A 22,305-nucleotide genomic window follows, 5' to 3' on the forward strand; every position below is an offset into this window, starting at 1 on the left:
GTCTCGCGATGCGGTCGCCCACCTTCTCGCACGAGACGCGCGAACCGGCCACAGATGCATGATCTGTGACCGGTTCGACCGACGTGGGCACTCAGGCGAGACGGGTCATCCAGCCGTGCGTGTCCTCGGTGCGTCCGTACTGGATGTCGAGCAGTGTCTTGCGGATCTTCATCGCGATCTCGTCCCTGTGCCCCTCGACGCGGTGGTCGCACGAGCCACCGTCCCACTTGAGTTCGCCGACGGGAGTGATCACGGCAGCGGTGCCACAGGCGAAGATCTCGGTGATCTCGCCGGACTCGGCGCCGTCCTTCCACTCCTGGATCGGGATGCGACGCTCCTGTGGTTCGAGGCCGAGGTCCTTGGCCAGCTCGAGGATCGAACTGCGCGTCACTCCCTCGAGGATGGTGCCGGTGAGTTCCGGAGTGACGATGCGGCCGTCCTTGTAGACGAAGAACATGTTCATGCCGCCGAGTTCCTCGATATAGGTATGCGTCGAGGAGTCGAGGAAGACCGCCTGGTCGCATCCGGCGGCGATGCCCTCCAACTGACCGGCCAGGGAGGATGCGTAGTTGCCGCCGCACTTGGCGGCGCCCGTGCCCCCTCGCCGGCGCGCGCGTAGTCGTTGGAGATCCACAACGACACCGGCTTCACGCCACCTGGAAAGTACGACCCGGCGGGCGAGGCGATCACGCAGTAGGTGACCTCCTTCGAGGGGCGAACCCCGAGGAAGGCCTCGGACGCGAACATGAACGGACGCAGGTACAGCGAGGTCTCCGCACCGTCCGCCGCCTCTGGCACCCAGTCGATGTCGGTCTGCACCAACGCCTTGAGCGAGTCGACGAAGTCTTCCTCCGGGAGCACCGGCAACGCCAATCGCTTTGCGCTGCGGGCGAATCGGGCAGCGTTGGCCTCAGGACGGAAGGTCCAGACCGAGCCGTCGGCGTGCCGGTAGGCCTTCATGCCCTCGAAGATCTCCTGCGCGTAGTGCAGCACCGCAGCAGCCGGGCTCATCTGGATCGGGCCGAACGCGGTCACTTCGGCGTCGTGCCAGCCCTCGTCCTGGCTCCACTTCGCCAGCACCATGTGGTCGCTGAAGTGGTCGCCGAAGCCGGGGTTCGCCAGGATCGCAGCACGATCGGCGACGCTCGCCCGGTCCTGACGGGGGTTGGAACTGAACGACAAGGACATCGAGGATCCTCCTGCAGGTTCGCCGCGCTGTGATGGGCCGGCGGAGAAGACGTGTGGGTGTGACTCAGATTACGCCGCCGCCAGCATCGCGGACGATCGGCCTCAGGCGAGCGACGCGGTGATCGCGTTGCCGATCTGCGCGGTCGAGCGCACCTGGTCTCCTCGCGAGGCGAGATCGGCCGCGACCGCGTGCTCGATGCGCCTCGCTTCGTCCGTGCGACCGAGGTGCTCCAACAGCATCGCGACCGACAGGATCGTCGCCGTCGGGTCGGCCTTGCCCTGGCCGGCGATGTCGGGAGCTGAACCGTGCACCGGTTCGAACATTGAGGGGGTGCTGCGGTCGGGGTTGATGTTGCCGGACGCCGCCAGCCCGATACCGCCGGTGACGGCCGCCGCGAGGTCGGTGACGATGTCGCCGAACAGATTGTCGGTGACGATGACGTCGAACCGGGACGGGTCCTGCACCAGGTAGATCATCGCTGCATCGATATGGGCGTAGTCGTGGGTGACGTCGGGGAACTCGGCACCGACCTCCTCGACCGTGCGGCGCCACATGTGCCCGGCGTACGACAGCACGTTGTGCTTGTGCAGCAGGGTCAGCTTCTTGCGCTCACGAGCCTGCGCCCGCGCGAACGCATCGCGCACGACGCGCTCAGCGCCGAAACGGGTGTTGACGCTCACCTCGGTGGCCAGTTCGTTGGGTGTGCCGACGCGCAAGGCGCCGCCGTTACCGGTGTACGGACCTTCCGTGCCCTCGCGGACGACGACGAAGTCGATGCCCTGCGGCGCAACGGAATTCACGTCCAGGGGACTCTTGACGCCGGGGAACAGCTTGGCCGGACGCAGGTTGACGTGGTGGTCCAGTTCGAAGCGGATGCGCAGCAGCAACTGGCGTTCGAGCACTCCACTCGGCACGCTCGGGTCGCCGATGGCACCGAGCAGGATCGCGTCGTGGCCGCGCAGTTCCTCCAGCACGGAATCCGGCAGCGTTTCCCCCGTCGCGTGCCAGCGGCGCGCACCCAGGTCGTACTCGGTGCGGGCCACCTTGGCATCGCAGACCGCGTCGAGCACCTTGAGACCTTCGGCCACGACCTCCGGGCCGATGCCGTCCCCGCCGATGACGGCCAGATCGATGGTATCCGCAGTGGCGTTCCGGCTGCCCGTCTCACTCATGCCCACATGCTAGATCGGCGTCTTGCATGGTGGTACGCGTGTCTCATATTTCGATAGCTGAAGTGCAACGAGAACCGCCCCTCGCCCGTGTGGGGCGAGGGGCGGTTCTCACGAGAGACTCTCGGATCAGTCGCGCAGGTCCATCGACTCCTGGAGTGCGCGGCGTGCGTCCATCTGCTCTTCGGTCATTCTCATCAACCCTCGGAATATCGCCTGCCCGCGGGGGCAGCGGTGTCAATGCAGGTAGTGCGAGGTCCGGGCGGTGCGGGGTTGCGCGCTCGCCGGGCCGGTCAGCCTCGTCCACCGTGATCGACGGTAAGACGAGAACCGATGCTACTCACGGGTTCGATGGTGGGAAGCCCGCTTTCACGACGTGGACAGTCAGTGCATGCCGTGCTGATTAGCGTGCGGCCGAGCCCTCGACGTAGTCGGAGTCGGTCGAGCCGTCCTTGATCCAGCTCATCAAGCCGCGCAGCTTCTTGCCCGTGGCCTCGATCGGGTGCTGCGCACCCTTCTCGCGCAGCTGCTTGAACTCCGGCGCGCCGGCATCCTGGTCGTCGATGAAACGCTTGGCGAAGGCACCGTTCTGGATGTCCGCAAGGACCTCCTTCATGTTCTCCTTCACCCGCGGGTCGATGACGCGCGGACCCGAGACGTAGTCGCCGTACTCTGCCGTGTCGGAGATCGACCAGCGCTGCTTGGCGATGCCGCCCTCGACCATGAGGTCGACGATGAGCTTGAGCTCGTGCAGGCACTCGAAGTAGGCGACCTCGGGCTGGTAACCGGCCTCGATGAGGGTCTCGAAGCCGTACTGCACCAGCTGCGAGGCGCCCCCGCAGAGAACTGCCTGCTCACCGAACAGGTCGGTCTCGGTCTCTTCGGTGAACGTGGTCTTGATGCCGCCGGCACGCAGGCCGCCGATTGCCGCCGCGTACGACTTGGCGAGGTCCCACGCCTCGCCGGACGCGTCCTGCTCGACCGCCAGGAGCACCGGCACGCCGCGGCCGTCGACGTACTCACGACGCACCAGGTGCCCAGGTCCCTTCGGGGCGACCATGAGGACGTCGTTGTCGGCGCCGGGCTTGATGTAGTCGAACCGGATGTTGAAGCCGTGGCTGAACAGCAGCGCCGCACCCTCGGCGAGGTTCGGCTGGATCTCCTGCGCGTACAGACGGCGCTGCACCTGGTCGGGAGCGAGGATCACGATGAAGTCGGACTGCTTCACGGCTTCGGCGACCGGCAGGACGGTCAGGCCCTCGGCCTGTGCCTTCGCCGCGGAGCTCGAGCCGTCGCGCAGGCCGACGACGACCTGCACTCCCGAGTCGCGCAGGTTGAGGGCGTGTGCGTGCCCCTGGCTGCCGTAACCGATGACAGCGACCTTGCGGCCCTGGATCACCGACAGGTCAGCGTCGTCGTCGTAGAACATGTCAGCCACTTCTGGTTCTCCTCTTGTTGCGAATTCGATTGAAGTTCTTGGGGTTTCGGAAACTCAGCCAGCTTTGCGGGCGCGGTCGGTGATCGACCGTCCACCGCGTCCGACGGCCACCAGACCGGATTGCACGAGCTCGCGGACGCCGTAGGGTTCGAGCACGCCCAGGAGTGCGCCGAGCTTCTCCGGCGTGCCGGTCGCCTCCAGCACCACCGAGTCGGTGGTGACGTCGACGACGTTGCACCGGAACATCTGGGTGATATCGAGGATCTGGCTACGGGTGGCGGCGTCGCTGCGCACCTTGATCAACACCAGTTCGCGCTGCACGGAGGCCGCCTGTTCCAGTTCGACGACCTTGAGCACCTCGATGAGCTTGTTGAGCTGCTTGGTCACCTGCTCCAGCGCCTGCTCCTCCACATCGACCACGACGGTCATGCGGGAGATCTCCTCGAACTCGGTCGGCCCGACCGCGAGCGAGTCGATGTTGTAGCCGCGTCGGGAGATCGGCCCGGCGATGCGCGCGAGCACACCCGGTTTGTTCTCGACCAGCACCGAGAGTGTGTGGCGCGCCATCAGTGCTCTCCTCGAATCAGGTTGCCGCCGAACATCATTCGCCCTCTTCCTCACGGTCGAAGACCGGCGCCATGCTGCGCGCTATCGTCACCATGTCGTTGCTCACGCCGGCGGGCACCATCGGCCACACCATCGCGTCCCGCTCGACGACGAAGTCGATCACCACGGGGACGTCGTTGATCTCCATCGTCTGCTGGATGACGGTGTCGACGTCCTCGGGACGCTCGCAGCGAAGGCCGACGCAGCCGTAGGCATCCGCGAGCTTCACGAAGTCGGGCACCCGCGAACCGATGGCAGTGTGCAGGTCGGTGTTGGAGTATCGCTCGCCGTAGAACAGCGTCTGCCACTGGCGCACCATGCCGAGGGAACTGTTGTTGATGATCGCGACCTTGATCGGGATCTTGTTGATCACGCAGGTGGCCAGCTCCTGGTTGGTCATCTGGAAGCAGCCGTCACCGTCGATCGCCCACACCGTGCGCTCCGGTTCGGCGACCTTCGCACCCATCGCGCCCGGCACCGCGAAGCCCATCGTGCCCAGGCCCCCGGAGTTGATCCATGAGTTCGGGCGCTCGTACTGCACGAACTGCGCCGCCCACATCTGGTGCTGACCGACACCGGCGACGTAGGTCGCCTCAGGGCCGGCGATCGCGCCCAGACGCTCGATGACGTACTGCGGCGCCAGGGCGCCGTCCTCGTCCGGCTCGATGAAGCCGAGCGGGAAATCGCGCTTCCACTTGGTGGTGCGCTCGCGCCAGGCGTCGTAATCACCGATCGGTCCGTCGACTGCCTTGAGCATCTCGAGCAGGTCGTTGATGACTTCCTTGCAGTCGCCCACGATCGGCACATCGGCCACTCGGTTCTTGGAGATCTCGGCCGGGTCGATGTCGGCGTGGATGACCTTCGCCTCGGGGGCGAACGACTCCAGAAGACCGGTGACGCGGTCGTCGAAGCGGGCGCCGAGGGTGATCAGCAGATCTGACTTCTGCAGCGCGGTCACCGCGGAGACGGATCCGTGCATGCCGGGCATTCCCAGATGCAGGTCGTGACTGTCGGGCACAGCGCCGCGAGCCATGAGGGTGGTCACCAGCGGAATCCCGGTGAGCTCCACCAGTTCTCGCAGCTCTTTGGCTGCGCCGCCGCGGATCACACCGCCGCCGACGTAGAAGACCGGACGCTTGGCGGCCCGGATCAACTCGATCGCGGCGCGAATCTGTTTGTGGTGCGGCTTGGTCACCGGACGGTAACCGGGCAGGTCGACGGCCGGCGGCCAACGGAAGGTGGTCTTGGCCGTCAGGGCGTCCTTGGTGATGTCGACGAGCACCGGACCGGGGCGGCCGCTGCTGGCGACGTGGAAGGCCTCGGCAATCGCGCGCGGGATCTCGTCCGCGTCCGTCACCAGGTAGTTGTGCTTGCTGATCGGCATCGTGATGCCACGGATGTCGGCTTCCTGGAAGGCGTCCGTACCGATCACCGCCGAGTTGACCTGACCGGTGATCGCGACCATCGGGACCGAGTCCATGTAGGCGTCCGCGATCGGGGTGACCAGGTTGGTGGCACCGGGCCCGCTGGTCGCCATGCAGACACCGACGCGACCGGTTGCGGACGCGTAACCCTGCGCGGCGTGTCCGGCGCCCTGCTCGTGACGCACCAGAATGTGGCGCACCTTCACCGAGTCCAGCAGCGGGTCGTACGCGGGCAGGATCGCTCCGCCCGGGATGCCGAAGACGGTGTCGACACCGACCGCTTCGAGTGCCAGGACGAGGGCCTGGGCGCCCGTCACATCAGCGATCTCCTGAACGCCCTGCGGGACGCGAGCCGCTACCTGGGCCGGCGACGGAACAGGCTGTCCCGGTCGAGCGGCGGGTCGGATCGTGGTGTCTGTCACGGCAACCACCTTCTGCGTGTGTTCGGTCATTTCGGACTCGGACATGAAAAAACCCTCCGGCCCGAAGGCAGTGAGGGTGGGCGCGTCGACCGACCGGAGTCAGCTGACGCGCTTGGGAAGTACGAGAATCCGTGCCATGTGTCGATCTTCGTCCGCGACCTGGGCGACCGTCAACTATGTGAGACGGTCGTCTCACATAGTGATCGGGTGACGCTGGTCACCCGCGCCCGACGAAGACCTGTTCGAGTTCGGTGGCGCCCGGGGCGAGGTCGGCCCACTCCCCCTCGATGCGGAGGACGGCGACCGCGCTGGTGGCGAAGTGGTCGACGAAGTCGACAGCGGCGTTTGCCTCGGTCAGCGCGGCGGCGATCGCCGGCACGCCCGGCGCGTGGCCGACCAGAGCGACGCAGTGCGCGTTCTCGGGGGTCTCGCGCAGCACCTCCAGCAGCGTTCGCGGCGAGGCGTCGTAGATGCGTTGTTCATGGTCGACGATCGGTCCGACGCCGGAGGCCTCGACGATCGCAGCCCAGGTCTCGCGCGTCCGGGTCGATGTGGAACACCACACGAAGTCGGGGCTGAGGGACTTCTCGCGAAGCCACTCGCCGACCGCCCGGGCGTCCAGGACGCCACGCTCGGTGAGGCAGCGTTCGTGGTCGGTGGTCGAACCGTGGGGTTCGGCCTTGGCATGACGTATCAGGATCAGAGTGCGGTCCGTGGTCATGGCTAGAGCATGTCACTGCGTCCGTGTCGGTAAGCACCCGGACGGTTCGCAGAGCCGATCACGCAGAGCAGAACTGCGAGCGCCGCCCACCAGACGAAGCCCGCCCAGTGCGATGCGGACAATGATTCGCCGAGTTGGACGACCTGCCGGACGCCGGAAACTGCGAGCCCCGGAGGTGTCCACGGCCCGATCGGCTGCCAGAGCACATCGGCGCGTCCGAACCCTTCGGCACCGGCTCGGCTCGGACTGGCGGCGACGAACGTCAGCGCGAGTGCCCACCCGACCAGGCCGGCGGGACCCGCGAGGGCGAGCGCTGCCCGGGCAAGCAGTGCCGAAACAGCGAAGGTTGCGGTACCGATGACGAACAGGCGAAGCGCGTGCTGAGCCCACGCCGGAATCGTCAGTGCTGCGATTCCTACCGAGACAGCAACCACCGGGGCTCCCGCGACGAGGGTGATCGCGACGCACCTCAGCTGTCCCTGCACGGACTCGTGCCCCCGCCGAACGGCAAGAGTGAAGGCGAGTCCGCAGAACAACCAGGAGAGTGCCAGGTGGTACCCGTGCCGTCCCGCGTGGTCCTCCCTCGACGGCGCCGTGATGTCGGCTGTGACGACAGTGCGTGATGACGCCCGCTGCACCGCCTCGGCGACCACACGCACTGCTGCGGTCGCCTCGACCCCCTGTGCCGAACTCACGGTCAGCGAGTCCTGCGGCTTGGTCGGATCGACCAGCAGGACGCCTTGGGTACGGTCAGCCCGAAGGTCCGCCAAGGCATCGGCCTCGGTGCCACCGAGATAAGCCCGGACGGGGTGTCCGTCGACGGTGTTGATCTGGTTGGCGACGTACCCGGCCCAGGTGTGTCTCGGCGAGACCACGACGAGTGACGGCGTCTGTGGCGTCGATTGCAGGAGGACGAACCCGGCGAAGAGAAGTGCCTGCACGAGTGCGATCCAGCCCACTGCTGTCACCACGCGCAGCACGTGGTCGCGTCGGTCGTTCTGCACGGTCTCAGTCGCCGACGACCACGACGTTGCTGAGTTCACCTGTGGCAATGAAGTGAGGAATCTCCCTGCGCAGCAGCCGAATCAACCGTGGCGTGAACGCCGTCGTCGCACCGCCCACATGCGGTGTGATCAGCACGCCGGGCGTCGTCCACAGGGGGTGATCCGCAGGCAAGGGTTCCGGATCGGTGACGTCCATCGCTGCTCGGACGTGGCCGGCTGCGCAGGCACGCTGCAGGGCGTCGGTGTCGACGATGCCCCCGCGGGCGACATTGACGACGAGCGCGTCGTCGGGGAGTGCGGCAAGGAACTCGTCGTCGACGAGGTGCCGGGTGGCGTCGGTCATGGGCAGGATCAGGAAGACGATCTCGGCCGCCGGTAGCAGCTGATCGATCTCGTCGATGCCGTACACCCGATCCACCAGGTCGTCGCCGGCCCGCGCCCTGGACGCCACGACGGTGCAGTTGACCTCCAGCACCTGCAGGCGGGAGACGAGCATCCGTCCGATGGAGCCGTAGCCGATCACCAACGCCTTCCGGTCGGCCAGGGAGGGTCGGCCGGCGAGCCGCAGCCACTGCCCCGACTGCTGCGCGCGGACGGCGTCCGGGATCGCCCGTTGCGAGGCGATGGCCAGCCCGATCGCCAGTTCGGCGGTGGACGTGTCGTGAATGCCTCGGCCGTTGGCAAGAGCGACGCCGGACGGTAGGTACTGCAGGGCGTGCTCGAACCCGGCAGTCGCCAGTTGCACAGCCTTCAGGCTCGGCAGCTCACACAGGTGCTCGAGTCGCTTCGGGTTGGACATGTACGGCGGCACGACCAGTTCGATGTCGTCCCGCGGTGGCGCGTCCTTCATGTCCCAGACGACCAACTCGACTCCGTCGAGGTCGGTCAGTTGGTCGGCCCAGTCCTGCTGGGCAACGCTGACGACAGTGCGGGCTGCGCTCTTCTCGGTCACGGCCCGACGCTATCGCGCGAAGCGTTCGCTGAAACGCGTTGCGCCCGGACCGCGAGAGTCCGGGCAACGATGCAATCCGCGTTCAGCTGAGCTTGGAGATGATCAGCTCGCGCGCTTTGGCGGCGTCGGCCTGACCCCTCATCTCCTTCATCACCTGACCGATGAGCGCACCGGCAGCCTGCACCTTGCCGTCGCGCACCTTCTGCGCCACGTCCGGGTTGGCTTCGATGACCTTGTCGACGGCGGCTTCAAGAGCGCTGTCGTCCTGAACGAGTTCGAGTCCGCGGGCGTCGGCGACCTGGGTCGGCGAACCCTCGCCGGCGATGACGCCCTCCATGACCTGGCGGGCCATCGAGTCGTTCAGACGTCCGGCCTTGATCATCGAGTCGAGCTCGGCGATGTGAACTGGGGTGACGCCGAAGTCGGAGACGGCCTTGCCCTCGTTGTTCGCGCGACGTGCGAGATCGCCGGTCCACCACTTGCGGGCGGCGGCGGGTGACGCACCGGCGGCGACAGTCTCCTCGATCAGTTCGACGGCGCCGGCGTTCAACACGTCGCGCATCTCCAGATCGCTGTAGCCCCAGTCCTTCTGCAAACGCTTGCGACGCTGGGCCGGCGGCTCGGGCAGGGTGGTGCGCAGCTGCTCGACGCTCTCGCGAGTCGGCGCGACCGGTACGAGGTCGGGCTCGGGGAAGTACCGGTAGTCCTCGGCGTCCGACTTCGGTCTACCGGACGTGGTGACTGCGGTGTCCTCGTGCCAGTGGCGGGTCTCCTGCAGGATCGATCCGCCGGAGTTGAGCACCGCTGCGTGCCGGCTGATCTCGTAACGCACCGCACGCTCGACCGAACGCAACGAGTTGACGTTCTTGGTCTCGGTGCGGGTGCCGAACTTATCCGCGCCCTTGGGCATCAGCGAGACGTTGGCGTCGCAGCGCATCGACCCCTGCTCCATCCGGACGTCGCTGACCCCGAGTGCCTTGATCAGGTCACGCAGCGTCGAGACGTACGCCTTGGCAATCTCCGGCGCACGCTCACCGGCGCCGGTGATCGGCTTGGTGACGATCTCGATCAGCGGGATACCGGCCCGGTTGTAGTCGATGAGCGAGTACTCAGCACCTTGGATGCGGCCGGTCGAACCGCCGACGTGCAGCGCCTTGCCGGTGTCTTCCTCCATGTGGGCGCGCTCGATCTCCACCCGGAAGACGGTGCCGTCCTCCAACTCGACGTCGAGGTAACCGTTGAACGCGATGGGCTCGTCGTACTGGCTGGTCTGGAAGTTCTTCGGCATGTCCGGGTAGAAGTAGTTCTTCCGGGCGAAGCGGCACCACTGCGCAATCTCGCAGTTGAGGGCCAGGCCGATGCGGATGGCTGACTCGACGCCCTTCTCGTTCACCACGGGCAGGGCGCCGGGCAGACCGAGGCAGACCGGGCAGACCTGGGTGTTCGGCTCGGCGCCGAACCCGGTCGCGCAGCCGCAGAACATCTTGGTGTTGGTGTTCAGTTCGACGTGCACCTCGAGACCCATCACCGGGTCGTACGTGGCGATCGCCTCGTCGTAGTCGACGACGTCATCGACGTGGGTGCTCATCAGTTCGCCGCCTTTCCGCCGAGTGCCGGCGCCTTCGTGAGAATCGGAGCGCCCCACTGCGACAACAGCATTCGCTCCAATGCGGCGCCGACTTCGTACAAACGCTCGTCCTTGGTCGCCGGCGCGAGGATCTGGAACCCGCTGGGCAGGCCGTCCTCGGCGAGGCCGTTCGGGATGGACATGCCCGGGATCCCGGCAAGGTTCGCGGGGATGGTGGCGACGTCGTTGAGGTACATCGCCATCGGGTCGTCCAGCTTCTCCCCCATCTTGAACGCCACGGTCGGCGCCGTCGGGGTGACCAGCACGTCCGCCTTCTCGAACGCGGCGGCGAAGTCGCGCGCGATCAGCGTGCGCACCTTCTGCGCCTGGCCGTAGTAGGCGTCGTAGTAGCCGGAACTGAGCGCGTAGGTGCCCAGGATGATGCGGCGCTTGACCTCGTCGCCGAAGCCGGCGTCGCGGCTGGCCGCCATGACCTGCTCGGCGCTCGGGCTGTCGACGCCGCTCGGCGGGACGCGCAGGCCGTACCTCATCGCGTCGAACTTGGCGAGGTTCGAACTCGCCTCGCTCGGCAGGATCAGGTAGTACGCGGCCAAGCCCTTCTCGAACGAGGGACAGGAAACCTCGACGATCTCGGCGCCGGCTTCTTCGAGCAGCTTCACCGACTCCTCGAAGCGAGCCTTCACCTGCGGCGCGAAACCGTCTGCGGAGATCTCCTTGATGATGCCGACACGCATCCCCTTTACCTCACCGCGGCGGGCGGCCTCGACGACCGGCGGGACCGGTGCGTCGATCGAGGTCGAGTCCAGCGGGTCGTGGCCGCCGATGACCTCGTGCAGCAGCGCCGCGTCGAGCACCGAACGGGTGCAGGGGCCGGCCTGGTCCAGCGAACTCGCCAGCGCGATGAGGCCGTAGCGGGACACGCCGCCGTAGGTCGGCTTGGTGCCGACGGTGCCCGTGACGGACGCGGGTTGACGGATCGACCCGCCGGTGTCGGTGCCGATCGCCAGCGGCGCCTCGAAAGCAGCGACGGCGGCCGCGGAGCCACCACCCGAACCGCCGGGGATACGGTCGAGGTCCCAGGGGTTGCGGGTCGGGCCGTAGGCGGAGTGTTCGGTGGAGGAACCCATCGCGAACTCGTCCATGTTGGTCTTGCCGAGGATCGGCATGCCGACCGCCCGCAACCGCGACACCAGCGTGGCGTCGTACGGCGGGATCCAGCCCTGAAGGATCTTCGATCCGGCGGTCGTCGGCTGACCCTTGGTGGCGACGACGTCCTTGACGGCGATCGGCACCCCGGCGAGGGTCGGGAGTTCGGCGCCACCGGCGCGGCGCTCGTCGATGGTGCGGGCGGCGTCGAGCGCACCCTCGGCGTCGACGTTCAAGAAGGCGTGCACGTCGCCGTCGACGGCGGCAATGCGGTCGAGGTGGGCCTGGGTGACCTCGACTGCGCTGAGCTCTTTGCGGGCGAGCGCGGCGGCGAGTTTGGCCGCGGTCGAGGTGATGATGTCGGTCAAGTCAGAACCAATCGTGACGGTCTGGGCAGGTCGGTGATCTCGGGTGGAGCGCTCGCTCAGTCCTCGTCAAGGATGCGCGGCACCTCGAAGCGGCCGAGGTCGGACGCGGGCGCACCGGAGAGCGCCTCTTGCTGGGTCAGGCTCGGGCGCACCTCGTCGGGACGGGTGACATTGGTGAGCGGCAGCGGGTGCGACATCGGCGGGATGTCGTCGGCCGCGATGTCGTTCACCTGCCCGACGAACCCGACGATCTGTTCGAGTTGCCCGGCGAGCTTGTCGAGCTCGGCGTCGGACAACTGAATGCGGGCAAGCATGGCGACGTGCGCGACCTCGTCGCGGGACAGCGAAGACATGGCATCAGTCTAGGGCGCTGTCTTGCGTGCTCAGGTCGGCCTCCAGGCTCCACAAAGGCGCATCACCAGTCGTGTGGCTCGAAGTCCTTCAAGAAAACGCCGTAAAGATCGGTGCCCCGCTCCCCCTGCACGATCGGGTCGTACACCCGAGCGGCGCCGTCGACCAGGTCGAGCGGCGCATGCCAACCCTCACCGGCAATGCGCAATTTCTGGTCGTGCGGGCGCTCGTCGGTGATCCAGCCGGTGTCGACGGCGGTCATCAGGATCTGGTCGGTGTCGAACATCTCCTGCGCACTGGTGCGGGTGAGCATGTTGAGCGCGGCTTTGGCCATGTTGGTGTGCGGGTGGCCAGCGCCCTTGTAGCGACGCCCGAACTGTCCTTCCATCGCGGAGACGTTGACGACATAGGCACGACGCGCGCCCGCCTCCACCGCGGCCCGCATCGCCGGCCGAAGCCGCGACACGAGAATGAACGGTGCGACCGAATTGCACAGTTGAACCTCGAGCAGTTCCAGTGGGTCGACCTGGTCGACGGTGTCGGTCCACGAGTTGCTCGTGGCCAGATCGGGCAGCAGACCCCCGGCGTCGACCGCCGTGCCCGCGAGATAGGCCTCGAGGCTGGCGCTTCCGGCCGAGAGCACCCGTGCCGACTCCGCGGCGGCGAGCGCCGCAGCCTCGTGATGGGTGTCGTCGTTGCCGTGGTGCGCGACTGCGTCCGTGGCCAGGGAGCTGACCAGTTGCGCGGGGTGCGCCTGGCTCGTGCGGTCGAAGGTGATCTGTGTCGGCAGCCGCAAATCGTCTTGCAGCGGAAGGGTTTCGGCGTTGACCAGGTGGGAGTAGGCGCCGAAGCTGCGCCGCACCGTCTGTGCTGCATTGTTGATCAGGATGTCGAGCGGGCCGGCGGCAGCGACGTCCTGCGCGAGCGCGGCGACCTGGGCCGGGTCGCGCAGGTCGATGCCGACGACGGTGAGCCGGTCGATCCAGTCGTCCGCGTCGGGCATCGCCCGAAACCGGCGGACGGCGTCCTTAGGGAACCGGGTGGTGATGGTCAGGTCGGCGCCGTCGCGCAACAGCATGAGCGCGATGTACATGCCGATCTTGGCCCGCCCCCCGGTCAGTAGGGCACGCTTGCCGCGAAGGTCGGTGTGGGGGTCGCGCTTGGCGTGCGACTTCGCCGCGCAGGCAGGACACAGCCAGTGGTAGAACGCGTCGACCTGCGTGTACTTCGCGTGACAGATGTAACAACCCCGCGGGAAATTCAGTTGTCCTGCAACGCTTCCCGGCTCGTCGGCTTGCAGCAGGATGCCGTTCGTCTCGTCGTCGATGCGCATCGGTGAACCCGTTGCCGTCGCCGCGAGCACTTCCTCGTCGGCTGCTCGTAGCGGCGCCTCCCGTTCCCGTCGCGCGGCGGCACGTCGGGCCTTGCGCACCCGGTTGAACATCCGCTGCGAGGCGCGCTTGACCGCCTCGATGTCGGGGTGTCCCGCGGGCAGGCCGGGCAGTTGCTCGAGCACCCGAAGCGCCGCGGCGAGGTCATCGGGATCGATCCGCTGGGAACCGTCGACCCCCGATGCTGCGTCGTCGTCGGGAGAAGTCACCACCGCAGCGTAGGCCCGATGCTCGATCGAGCCGACCTAGGCTCGGGTCGCACACAACGGATAACAACCCGTAACGAGAGAGGCATGCTCATGGGCCTGTTCGGCCGGAAGAAGAAGGACGACCATGCAGGGGCGCAGCAAGCGAATGCGGCAGACGCCGCTGGGGACCTTGACCACGACGGGAGTCACCGCGAGATCGACGACTACTGGGCTCAGATCGGCGACGTCGACCATGACGTCATCACCTACCTGATCAACCCGATGTTCCAAGGGGCCCCGGCCTGGCCCAACACCCGCCAGGCCTACCGCGTGGTGCGCACGCCGAACACGGTGATCATCGCCTCCGGCGGTCTCGCCGACCGGTCCCCCGACGGCACCGGACCCGGATTCGGTTGCGAGGTCTACATCGAGTCGCCGGCCCTGGTGGGCGCGCAGTTCGAAGACCTTCGCGGCAGTTGGATGTTCGCCGCAATCGAGAACTTCGCCCAGAACGTCGCCAACATGCAGGGCATCAGCGGCCACCTGAGGCAGTACGGCGTCGCGTCGATGGAGTTGCCGCTCGACGGCACCGACATCCCCGATGCCCTGCTCACCGAGCACGGCACCGCGGGCGCACTCATCGGCATCCCTGCCGCCGGGCGCGCCGCTCAGGTGGCGACGGCCGACGGGCCGGTCGACATCGTGCCGCTGACGATCATCGGCGCCGACGAACTCTCCGTGGTGCTCGAGCAGGGCCAGGCCGGCCGCGACAGCATCGTCGCGGCACGCCAGCAGGACGGTCGCGGTCACGTGACGATCACCTGAGTCGGCGCGCCAATGCTTCGCGGGTGGCCGGCGCGGCTGTCTCAGTCGGGCCGGCCGCCGCGTAGCGCGGTGATCACGACGTCGACCAGCGCCGTCCGCTCCAAACCCGCAACCTCGGCGATCGGGAACCACCGGGCTTCGTCGGTGCTGCCCCCTCTTCGACGGTGCCGAGGCTGCCGCCGGTGATGCGGGCATGGTGCACGACGCGCACGGCCTTGAAGGGGCGCCCGCGCTCGCCCTCCTCGCGGAACCAGGTGTCGACCAGCAGCAACTCCCCCAGCTCGACCGCGAACCCGGTCTCCTCGTAGACCTCCCGCACGATCGCCGTCGGGATGTCCTCATCGAACTCCACCCCGCCGCCCGGCATCGTCCAGGACGGCGTGAACCGGCCTTCCCCGTTCCAATAGCTCAGCAGGATCCGGTCGTTGTCGTCGACGACCGCGGCGTACGCCGCCAGCCGGGTGTCGTAGTCGGTGAAGTGCAGCACCCCGCGAGCCTGTCACGAGCACCGACCGCAGATGACAGCCGACGTGTAGCCATCGAGCGCTGACCGTCTCGCACAATGCGCTGGTCGTCGTGTCGTCCAATGCCTCCGTTGGACATGAAGCCGGGCGAGTCGCCGCCCACACCCGGACTAGGCTCTTGACGTGAGTATCAAGGGGATTCGCAGGTTCGGGCCGCGGTCAGCTGTTGCCCTCGCGTCGGTGTTCATCGTTGTGGGGTGCTCAACACCAGCGCCACAGCAAGGAAGCGTGAGTTCCGTCCCGTCCTCCACTGCTGCGCAGAATCAACCGTCGCCGCCGTCGACCGTAACCAGCTCAGGCACCAGTTCGGCAACGCAAACGTCGGTGCACTCGGACAGCCGCTCAAGTTCCACGTCGACGCTGCGCCCGAGTTCGTCTACCTCGACCCGCCGGCCGTCGCCGACCGCGACTCAGAGCACAGTGAGAGTCACCCCAAGCTCACGGACGACCCCTGCCACCAGCCGCCCGGCAGCAGGCTGTCAGACCTACCCCGGACCGGTCGGCGACCTGGTCATCGATCCGTGTGCACGCCGTGACGCGAATGGGTTCGCCGTCGATGGACCAGCCCTTCCGGACGCCCCAAGCGAACAGAGCAGTGCTGCCGAATGCCGGGCGTACCGCGATCAGCTCCGAGCCTGGTCCAACTACCAGAACGCGCACCGCCCACCGGGGGCAACCGCAGGCTTGCCGATGAGCTCACAGGTTCAGAACCTCTACCTCGTGTGCAATCTCGGCTACTACGACTCGTGACCCGGGTCGCCTCACGCGTGTCGATCGTTCAGAGGGTGTAGTTGCGCCACTGCTGCGCGGTGATCCCGTAGATCACCTCACCCTGCTCCCATCCGGGGATCGGGTCGGGCCACTCGCGGACTTCGGTGCTGAGATGACGCATGCCGATGGCGCGCGTCGCGCCACGCGAACCGGCGTTGATCGCCATCGTCTCGGCCGTAACCCGTTGCAGGCCAACTGATTCGAACCCGTGGCGCAGCAGCTCGCGGGCCGCCTCGGACGCGAATCCCTGGCGCGATCGGGCGCGTGGCACCCGCCACCCCATCGACGCCGAGACGGTGTCGACCGGCTCGGCCGGGTCGCTGGAGCTGCGGCCGATGTCCCACCACCCCAGGAACTCGCCGGTGACGTCGAGGCCGACCCACCAGCCCAGGCCGACCGATTCGCCCGTGGTGTCGGCGCGGCGCGGGCCCTAGAAGTCGTCGGTCTCCTGCGGGCTGCGTGCGCGGCCGAGCAGGTAGCGCATCACCTCCGGATCGGAGTCGAGGTGGTGCAGCAACGGCAGGTGTTCCGGACGCATCGGACGCAACTCGATGCGCTCGGTGCGCAGCACCGGACGGGTCATCGACCGGCGGCCAGGAGGTCGGCGGTGATGTCGAGGTGGCCGCGGTGTTGGGCGAGCTCTTCGTAGATGTGCAGCAGCACGCCGCCCTGGGTGCGCACGGCGGCCAGCTGGGCCGGCGTGTACCGGTCGCGGCGCAGTTCGGCGACCGACCCCGCCGCGCCGTCGAAATCGGTGAGGTCGCGCTCGAGCTGGGCGCGTTGGCGTCGCACCAGCGCGACCGCCTCGGCGACCGTGCCCGACGCAGCGAACTCGGCGTCGCGGTCGCGATCGGTCGAGCGGCCGGCGAGGGCGAGCGCGCCCCAGTACTCCATGACGCCGCAGCAGTGCGCCGCGATGACGTAGGGCGAGTTGGCGCCGGGCAGATCGGGCCGCTGGTTGACCAGGTCGTCACCGAGTTGCTTGAGCGTCACGCACATGCCATCGAGCGCGAGGTCGATGTGCTGCAGCGCGTCGTCGAACCGAATGTCAGTCGCCATCGGGTTCTCCATCGGGCTCGGCATCAGGTGTTGCATCGGCGGGTGCCGGACCGTTCTCGAGAAGTTCGCGGAAGCCGTCCTCGTCGAGGATCGGCACGCCGAGTTCCTCCGCCTTCGCCGCCTTCGACCCGGCGTTGGCACCGATGACGACGTAGTCGGTCTTCTTGCTCACCGACCCCGCAGCCTTGCCACCGCGAGCGATGATCGCCTCTTTGGCGCCGTCGCGGGTGAATCCGTCGAGCGAGCCGGTGACCACGACGGTGATCCCTTCGAGGGTGCGCGCGACGGATTCGTCGCGCTCATCGGCCATTCGGACGCCGGCCGCGGCCCATCGCTCGACTATCTCGCGGTGCCAGTCGCTGCCCTCGCCGTCGAACCATTCGCGCACTGCCTCCGCGATCACCGGGCCGACGCCCTCGGTTGCCGACAACTGCTCGACCTGCGCCTCGCGGATCGCCTCGAGCGATCCGAACTCGGTCGCGAGCGCCCGCGCGGCAGTCGGCCCAACGTGCCGGATCGACAATGCGACCAGCACCCGCCACAGCGGCTGCTGCTTGGCCTTCTCCAACTCCTGGAACAGCTTGTCGGTTGTCGCTCGCGGCGCGGCCGGTTTCGCCTTCGTCGCCTTGGTGAAAAAGAACGGCTCCTTGGCTGCCGGCTGCTCGACCCCGGCCTTCTTGCGGCGGCGCCACACCTGCACGTCGGCGAGGTCGTCGACCGACAGGTCGAACAGGCCTGCTTCAGACGACAGCACCGGCTTGCTGGGTTCGTCGGACGCGTCGTCGGGACGCCCGTGCTCCGGGTCGGTCAACGCGATCGCGGCCTCCCAACCCATCGCCTCGATGTCGAACGCACCACGCGACCCGAGGGAGAACATCCGCTCGCGCAGTTGGGACGGGCACATGCGGGAGTTGGGGCAGCGGATGTCCTTGTCGCCCTCCTTCTCGTACGCCAATGTCGTTCCGCACGAAGGACATTCGGTGGGCATCTCGAACTCGCGCTCCGACCCGTCGCGAAGGTCGACGACCGGGCCGAGGATCTCCGGGATGACGTCTCCGGCCTTGCGCAGCACGATCGTGTCGCCGATCAGCACGCCCTTGCGCTTCACCTCGAAGGCGTTGTGCAGCGTCGCCATCTCGACGGTCGACCCGGCGACCTTGACCGGCTCCATCACGCCGTACGGGGTCACCCGGCCGGTGCGACCCACATTCACCCGGATGTCGAGCAGCTTGGTGTTGACCTCCTCCGGCGGGTACTTGTAGGCGATCGCCCAGCGAGGAGCTCGGGAGGTGTTGCCCAGCGCGCGCTGCGCCGGCACCTCATCGACCTTCACGACGATGCCGTCGAGTTCGTGTTCGACATCGTGGCGGTGCTTGCCGTAGTACTCGACGAACTGCACGACCTCGTCCGGCGTCGCAACCACCTTCGAACGTTCGGTGACCGGCAGCCCCCAGGCTCGCAGCAGGTCGTACGCCTGACTCTGCCGCTCGATCGTGAAGCCTTCGCGATGGCCGATGCCGTGCACCAACATCTGCAGCGGCCGGGACGCGGTGACCTTCGGATTCTTCTGACGCAGGGAGCCCGCAGCGGTGTTGCGCGGGTTCGCGTACGGCGGCTTGCCCTGCTCGACGAGGTCGGCGTTGAGCTGCTGGAATGCCTGCACCGGGAGGAACACCTCGCCACGCACCTCGACCACCTTCGGCATCGGCGCGTCACCGTTTTCCTTCAGCCGCAACGGGATTCCATCGATCGTGCGGGCGTTGAGCGTGACATCCTCACCCGTGGTGCCATCGCCGCGGGTGGTCGCCCGGGTGAGCGCGCCGTCCTCGTAGAGCAGGTTGATCGCCAGGCCGTCGATCTTGAGTTCGCACAGGAAGTTGATATCGCCGCCGGCTTCGCGTTCGGCGCGCGAGAGCCATTCGCGAAGATCATCCTCGGAGAAGACGTTGTCGAGGCTGAGCATCCGCTCGAGATGCTTGACCGGGGCGAACTCGGTGCTGAACGTGCCGCCGACCCGCTGCGTGGGGCTGTCAGGCGAGCGCAAGACCGGGTGCTGTTCTTCCAGCGCTTCGATCCGCTGCAGCAGCCGGTCGTAGTCGGCGTCGCTGACGGTCGGTGCGTCCTTGACGTAGTAGGCGAACTGGTGGTCGTTGACCTGCTCGACCAGTTCGGTCCATTCGTGGCGGGCGGCCTCGGGTACGTCGGTCTCGTTCTGCACAGCCCAATCCTGCCTCAGGACCCCGACAGGCTCTCCGACTCCTCGCCGAGCCGTTCAGCTGCCTGCGCCAGTACCTTGAACAACGCCCGAACCGCCTCCGGGCTCGAGCCGGCGAGCCCGCAGGCGGGCGTGAGGACCGTCGTGCGCAGGTCAGCTCCGGTGAGCCCGACCGAGCGCCACGTGCGCACCAGCGGATCGCTGATCTGCTCGGGCCTGGTGACCGAACCGTCGGCGGGCACGGCACCCGCCCACAACCGACGTCCGGACTCGACCAGTTCGGCGACCCCGTCCCACTGCCTGGGCTTGACCAGGGACGTGTCCACGGCAAGATCGAGCCCGTGGACTCGGCGGAGCAACGGCACCGGGACTCCGGGCGCGCAGCAATGCAGCACCTGGGCGGCGACGTCCTCGATCGAAGCGACGAGAGCCGACAGCCCGTCCACGACCACCGACTGGTCGACCGGACGCACCCTGCCGTAACCGGACGCGGTCGGCAGCGCCCCGGCCAGCACGGCAGGCAACGACGGCTCGTCCCACTGCAGGATCAACTGCGCGCCGGGGACCAGACGCCGAACCGTGGCGAGCGCGCTACGGACGCTCTCGGACAGGGATTCGCGCAGGTCCCGCGTGGCACCGCGGTCGGTGAGCACTCGTTCGCCGCGCGGCAACGACACCGAGGCGGCGAGCGTCCAGGGTCCGCTCCACTGCACTTTCAGGGGGCCCTCGTACCCGTCGAACGCCTCCGCCAACTCATCGAGGTCCTCGCGAAGAAAGGCCTGGGCGCGACGGGCGTCGAGACCGTTCGCATCGGTGAGTCGCCAGCCGGACGGTTGCAGATCGACACCGAGGCCGGCGAGTCGCGCCGCAGAACGTCCGATCATGTCGGCACCCGGGCCGCGTGCGGGAAGCTCCGGCAGGAACGGAATACCGTTGCCGTCGAACAGGTCTCGCACCACGCGGACCGTCTCCCGGACGTCGGTGCCCGGCATGCTGCCGATGGCGCTGAACGCCGGGGAGTTGGTCACGCGAACGAGGCTACTTCAGCGACGACAGTGGCTTGTTGCCGATGCCCTTCATCGTCTTGGTGACCTTCGTGCCGTCCGTCTGCACGAAGCAGGCGGTCAACTGTGTGCCCTTGGCCCACGGGTTCGGGCCGGAGCTGTTCTGCGAGATCACGATGTCGCCGCGGGTGGAGCCCAGGAAGTCCTTACCCATCTGCCGACACTTGTCGAGGGCGGTCTTCTTCATCTTGTCCTCACCCGGGTACGGGCCGAACGGGGTGTTCTGGAACCCGCCGAACGACTCCGAGACGTGCGGCTGAGTGCACGGGACGATCTTGCCCGGATCGCCGCTCGCCTTGTCGGTGGTGCAGAAGGCGTACTTCGCCAGACCCTCCTTGGTGACGATCCCCTTCAGACTTCCCTGGACCGACTCGTATCCCGAATCGTCTGCGGTCGTCTTGGCCACCAGGCAGACGAACTGCTCGCCCGACTTCGGGTCGGCCGACGTGCCCACCTGGTCGGAGATGAGGATCGTGCCGAATGCCGGGCCACCGGTGTACTTCGGTGCCTCGCCCTGGCAGGTGTAGTTGCGCAACGCTGCCCTCTTGACCAGGTCACCGGTGTGCTCGGAGTTCGGCACCACTGCGGTGACCTCGAGCTTGTGCGGCTGCGAACAGTCGACCTTCTTCGGGTCACGACTCGACTCCAGGCAATCACCGGCGGCGAACGTGCGCGGTTCGGAGGTCGGCGAGGACGACGTGGGCGAGGACGAGGTGGGTGACGACGCCGTCGGCGACGCGGGCGACGACGGCGCCGTCGAGGTCGCAGAAGTCGGCGAACCACCGTTACCGCTCGTGCCGGGTCCCGTTCCGATCGTCGGTGCGTCCCCTCCGCCGCAGGCGGACAGAGTTAACATCGCGGCAGCAGCCAGGCCCGCCCTTGCATGAGTTCGCATACGCATCACTTCAAACTCCCCAGGGGCTTGTTGCCGATGCCCTTCATCGACTTGGTGACCTTGACACCGCCGACGGTTTCGACGAAGCAGGCGGTGATCGGTTGTCCACGCTTCCAACCGGAAGCCGGTGAACTGTTCTGCGAGGCGACGATGTCTCGTCGCTGGGCGCCCAGGTAACGCTGGGCGTACGGGCGGCACTGCTTGAGCATGTTCGCGTTGTGCTTGTCCAGGCCCGGGTAGGCGTCACCGAACTTGCCGGTGATGAATCCGCCGATCGACTCCGCGACGTGCGGTTGGGAGCACGGCACCATCTTCACCTTGTCGCCGCTCGGTGGCAGCGAGGTGCACAACTGATACTTCTCGAACCCGTCGGTCTTGACCGCGTTCTTGACCGATCTGGACACCTTCTCGATCCCGGTATCGGTCTCGTTGTAGAGCATCACGACACAGGCGATGCGCTCGGCAGACTTCGGATCCTTCGACGCCGAGATGCCTTGGCTCAGGAAGCGCGTGCCGTATCCCGGACCGCCGGTGTACTTCGCCGCCTCGGTGAGGCAGGTGTAGCTGCGCAGGGCGTTCCGCTTCACCAGGTCGTTCGCGTACTCCTTGTTCGGCACGAGCGCGCTGACCTCCATGTCGTGCGGCCGGGAACAGTCCACCTTCTCGTAGGTGCTGTACATCAAGCAATCGCCGACCGCTAGCTCGGCCGGCGCCGACGACGTCGAACTGGGCGTCGAACTGGGCGTCGAACTCGGTGTCGAACTGCTCGATGACGACGAGGCGGACGAGGCAGCTGTCGAGGTGCTGGACTCACTCGAACTCGAGGGCGAGCCGGAGTTGGGCACGACGGTCGGCCCGCCGTCGTCACCACCACAACCGGCCAACAGCACAGCCGCGGTTACGGCCATGGTGAGAATCGACTTCCTCGGCATTGTCCTGCTCCCCTCCGACGAATGTTCGCGCCAAGGGTACCGACGTACTCAACCGGTGTGCGG

20 protein-coding genes and 1 pseudogene are annotated in these 22,305 nt (G+C 67.3%); 1 reads left to right on the forward strand and 20 read right to left on the reverse strand.

From position 1 onward, the window contains the following. Positions 1-91 precede the first annotated feature (91 nt). The 12 genes and pseudogenes from MF407_RS09640 to MF407_RS09695 all read right to left on the reverse strand — a co-directional run bounded on the left by MF407_RS09640 (position 92) and on the right by MF407_RS09695 (position 13,978). Positions 92-1,188, reverse strand: a pseudogene (locus MF407_RS09640) (branched-chain amino acid aminotransferase). 102 nt (positions 1,189-1,290) lie between these two features. Continuing rightward, positions 1,291-2,361 (reverse strand): 3-isopropylmalate dehydrogenase, encoded by a 1,071-nt coding sequence (locus MF407_RS09645; RefSeq protein WP_239702151.1) that lies wholly within the window; start codon positions 2,359-2,361, stop codon positions 1,291-1,293. A gap of 400 nt (positions 2,362-2,761) precedes the next feature. Next, positions 2,762-3,796 (reverse strand): ketol-acid reductoisomerase, encoded by a 1,035-nt coding sequence (gene ilvC / locus MF407_RS09650; protein ID WP_345770853.1) that lies wholly within the window; start codon positions 3,794-3,796, stop codon positions 2,762-2,764. A 54-nt stretch (positions 3,797-3,850) separates the two neighbouring features. Next, a complete protein-coding gene (gene ilvN, locus MF407_RS09655; RefSeq protein ID WP_239702152.1) occupies positions 3,851-4,363 on the reverse strand; it encodes an acetolactate synthase small subunit in 513 nt (170 codons plus the stop codon). 34 nt (positions 4,364-4,397) lie between these two features. Next, positions 4,398-6,293: an acetolactate synthase large subunit gene (locus MF407_RS09660; protein ID WP_239702153.1), complete on the reverse strand. Its 1,896-nt coding sequence runs from the start codon at positions 6,291-6,293 to the stop codon at positions 4,398-4,400. A 172-nt stretch (positions 6,294-6,465) separates the two neighbouring features. Further along, complete coding sequence (locus MF407_RS09665) at positions 6,466-6,969, reverse strand: histidine phosphatase family protein (RefSeq protein ID WP_239702154.1); 504 nt, start codon at positions 6,967-6,969, stop codon at positions 6,466-6,468. A 2-nt stretch (positions 6,970-6,971) separates the two neighbouring features. Beyond that, positions 6,972-7,973 (reverse strand): hypothetical protein, encoded by a 1,002-nt coding sequence (locus MF407_RS09670; protein ID WP_239702155.1) that lies wholly within the window; start codon positions 7,971-7,973, stop codon positions 6,972-6,974. A gap of 4 nt (positions 7,974-7,977) precedes the next feature. Then, positions 7,978-8,925, reverse strand: coding sequence for a 2-hydroxyacid dehydrogenase (locus MF407_RS09675; protein WP_239702156.1), 948 nt, complete (start codon positions 8,923-8,925; stop codon positions 7,978-7,980). An 82-nt stretch (positions 8,926-9,007) separates the two neighbouring features. Then, complete coding sequence (gatB, locus tag MF407_RS09680) at positions 9,008-10,513, reverse strand: Asp-tRNA(Asn)/Glu-tRNA(Gln) amidotransferase subunit GatB (RefSeq protein ID WP_239702157.1); 1,506 nt, start codon at positions 10,511-10,513, stop codon at positions 9,008-9,010. Continuing rightward, complete coding sequence (gene gatA / locus MF407_RS09685; protein ID WP_239702158.1) at positions 10,513-12,027, reverse strand: Asp-tRNA(Asn)/Glu-tRNA(Gln) amidotransferase subunit GatA; 1,515 nt, start codon at positions 12,025-12,027, stop codon at positions 10,513-10,515. Before gatA ends, gatB begins: the two co-directional genes overlap by 1 nt. Positions 12,028-12,083: 56 nt before the next feature. Continuing rightward, the gene (gene gatC / locus MF407_RS09690) at positions 12,084-12,380 is read right to left on the reverse strand and encodes an Asp-tRNA(Asn)/Glu-tRNA(Gln) amidotransferase subunit GatC (protein ID WP_239702159.1); all 297 of its coding nucleotides are present in this window, start codon (positions 12,378-12,380) and stop codon (positions 12,084-12,086) included. Between the two features lie 62 nt (positions 12,381-12,442). Beyond that, positions 12,443-13,978: an SDR family NAD(P)-dependent oxidoreductase gene (locus MF407_RS09695; protein ID WP_345770854.1), complete on the reverse strand. Its 1,536-nt coding sequence runs from the start codon at positions 13,976-13,978 to the stop codon at positions 12,443-12,445. 84 nt (positions 13,979-14,062) lie between these two features. On the opposite strand from MF407_RS09695, the gene MF407_RS09700 reads away from it, so the two are divergent. Then, a complete protein-coding gene (locus MF407_RS09700) occupies positions 14,063-14,782 on the forward strand; it encodes a hypothetical protein (protein ID WP_239702161.1) in 720 nt (239 codons plus the stop codon). 73 nt (positions 14,783-14,855) lie between these two features. Here MF407_RS09700 and MF407_RS09705 read toward each other — a convergent pair whose 3' ends face one another. The 8 genes from MF407_RS09705 to MF407_RS09735 form a co-directional block, all read right to left on the reverse strand. Next, entirely contained in the window at positions 14,856-15,269 is a 414-nt protein-coding gene (locus MF407_RS09705; protein ID WP_239702162.1) for an NUDIX domain-containing protein, read from the reverse strand. 815 nt (positions 15,270-16,084) lie between these two features. Then, positions 16,085-16,468, reverse strand: coding sequence for a GNAT family protein (locus MF407_RS09710; RefSeq protein ID WP_129624836.1), 384 nt, complete (start codon positions 16,466-16,468; stop codon positions 16,085-16,087). 39 nt (positions 16,469-16,507) lie between these two features. Next, positions 16,508-16,660: a GNAT family N-acetyltransferase gene (locus MF407_RS15880; protein WP_129624835.1), complete on the reverse strand. Its 153-nt coding sequence runs from the start codon at positions 16,658-16,660 to the stop codon at positions 16,508-16,510. Further along, the gene (locus tag MF407_RS09715) at positions 16,657-17,136 is read right to left on the reverse strand and encodes a DUF664 domain-containing protein (RefSeq protein ID WP_205744677.1); all 480 of its coding nucleotides are present in this window, start codon (positions 17,134-17,136) and stop codon (positions 16,657-16,659) included. The genes MF407_RS15880 and MF407_RS09715 overlap by 4 nt, the downstream gene beginning before the upstream one ends. Next, a complete protein-coding gene (gene ligA / locus MF407_RS09720) occupies positions 17,126-19,354 on the reverse strand; it encodes an NAD-dependent DNA ligase LigA (protein WP_345770855.1) in 2,229 nt (742 codons plus the stop codon). The genes MF407_RS09715 and ligA overlap by 11 nt, the downstream gene beginning before the upstream one ends. 14 nt (positions 19,355-19,368) lie before the next feature. Next, the gene (locus tag MF407_RS09725; protein ID WP_239702163.1) at positions 19,369-20,379 is read right to left on the reverse strand and encodes a methionine synthase; all 1,011 of its coding nucleotides are present in this window, start codon (positions 20,377-20,379) and stop codon (positions 19,369-19,371) included. A gap of 10 nt (positions 20,380-20,389) precedes the next feature. Next, positions 20,390-21,271 (reverse strand): septum formation family protein, encoded by an 882-nt coding sequence (locus tag MF407_RS09730; protein ID WP_168990157.1) that lies wholly within the window; start codon positions 21,269-21,271, stop codon positions 20,390-20,392. Positions 21,272-21,315: 44 nt separating this feature from the next. Continuing rightward, positions 21,316-22,218, reverse strand: a complete 903-nt coding sequence (locus MF407_RS09735) for a septum formation family protein (protein WP_239702164.1) — start codon at positions 22,216-22,218, stop codon at positions 21,316-21,318. Between the last annotated feature and the right edge of the window lie 87 nt (positions 22,219-22,305).

The organism is Yimella sp. NH-Cas1 (assembly GCF_022359705.1).
Lineage (GTDB): Bacteria > Actinomycetota > Actinomycetes > Actinomycetales > Dermatophilaceae > Yimella > Yimella lutea.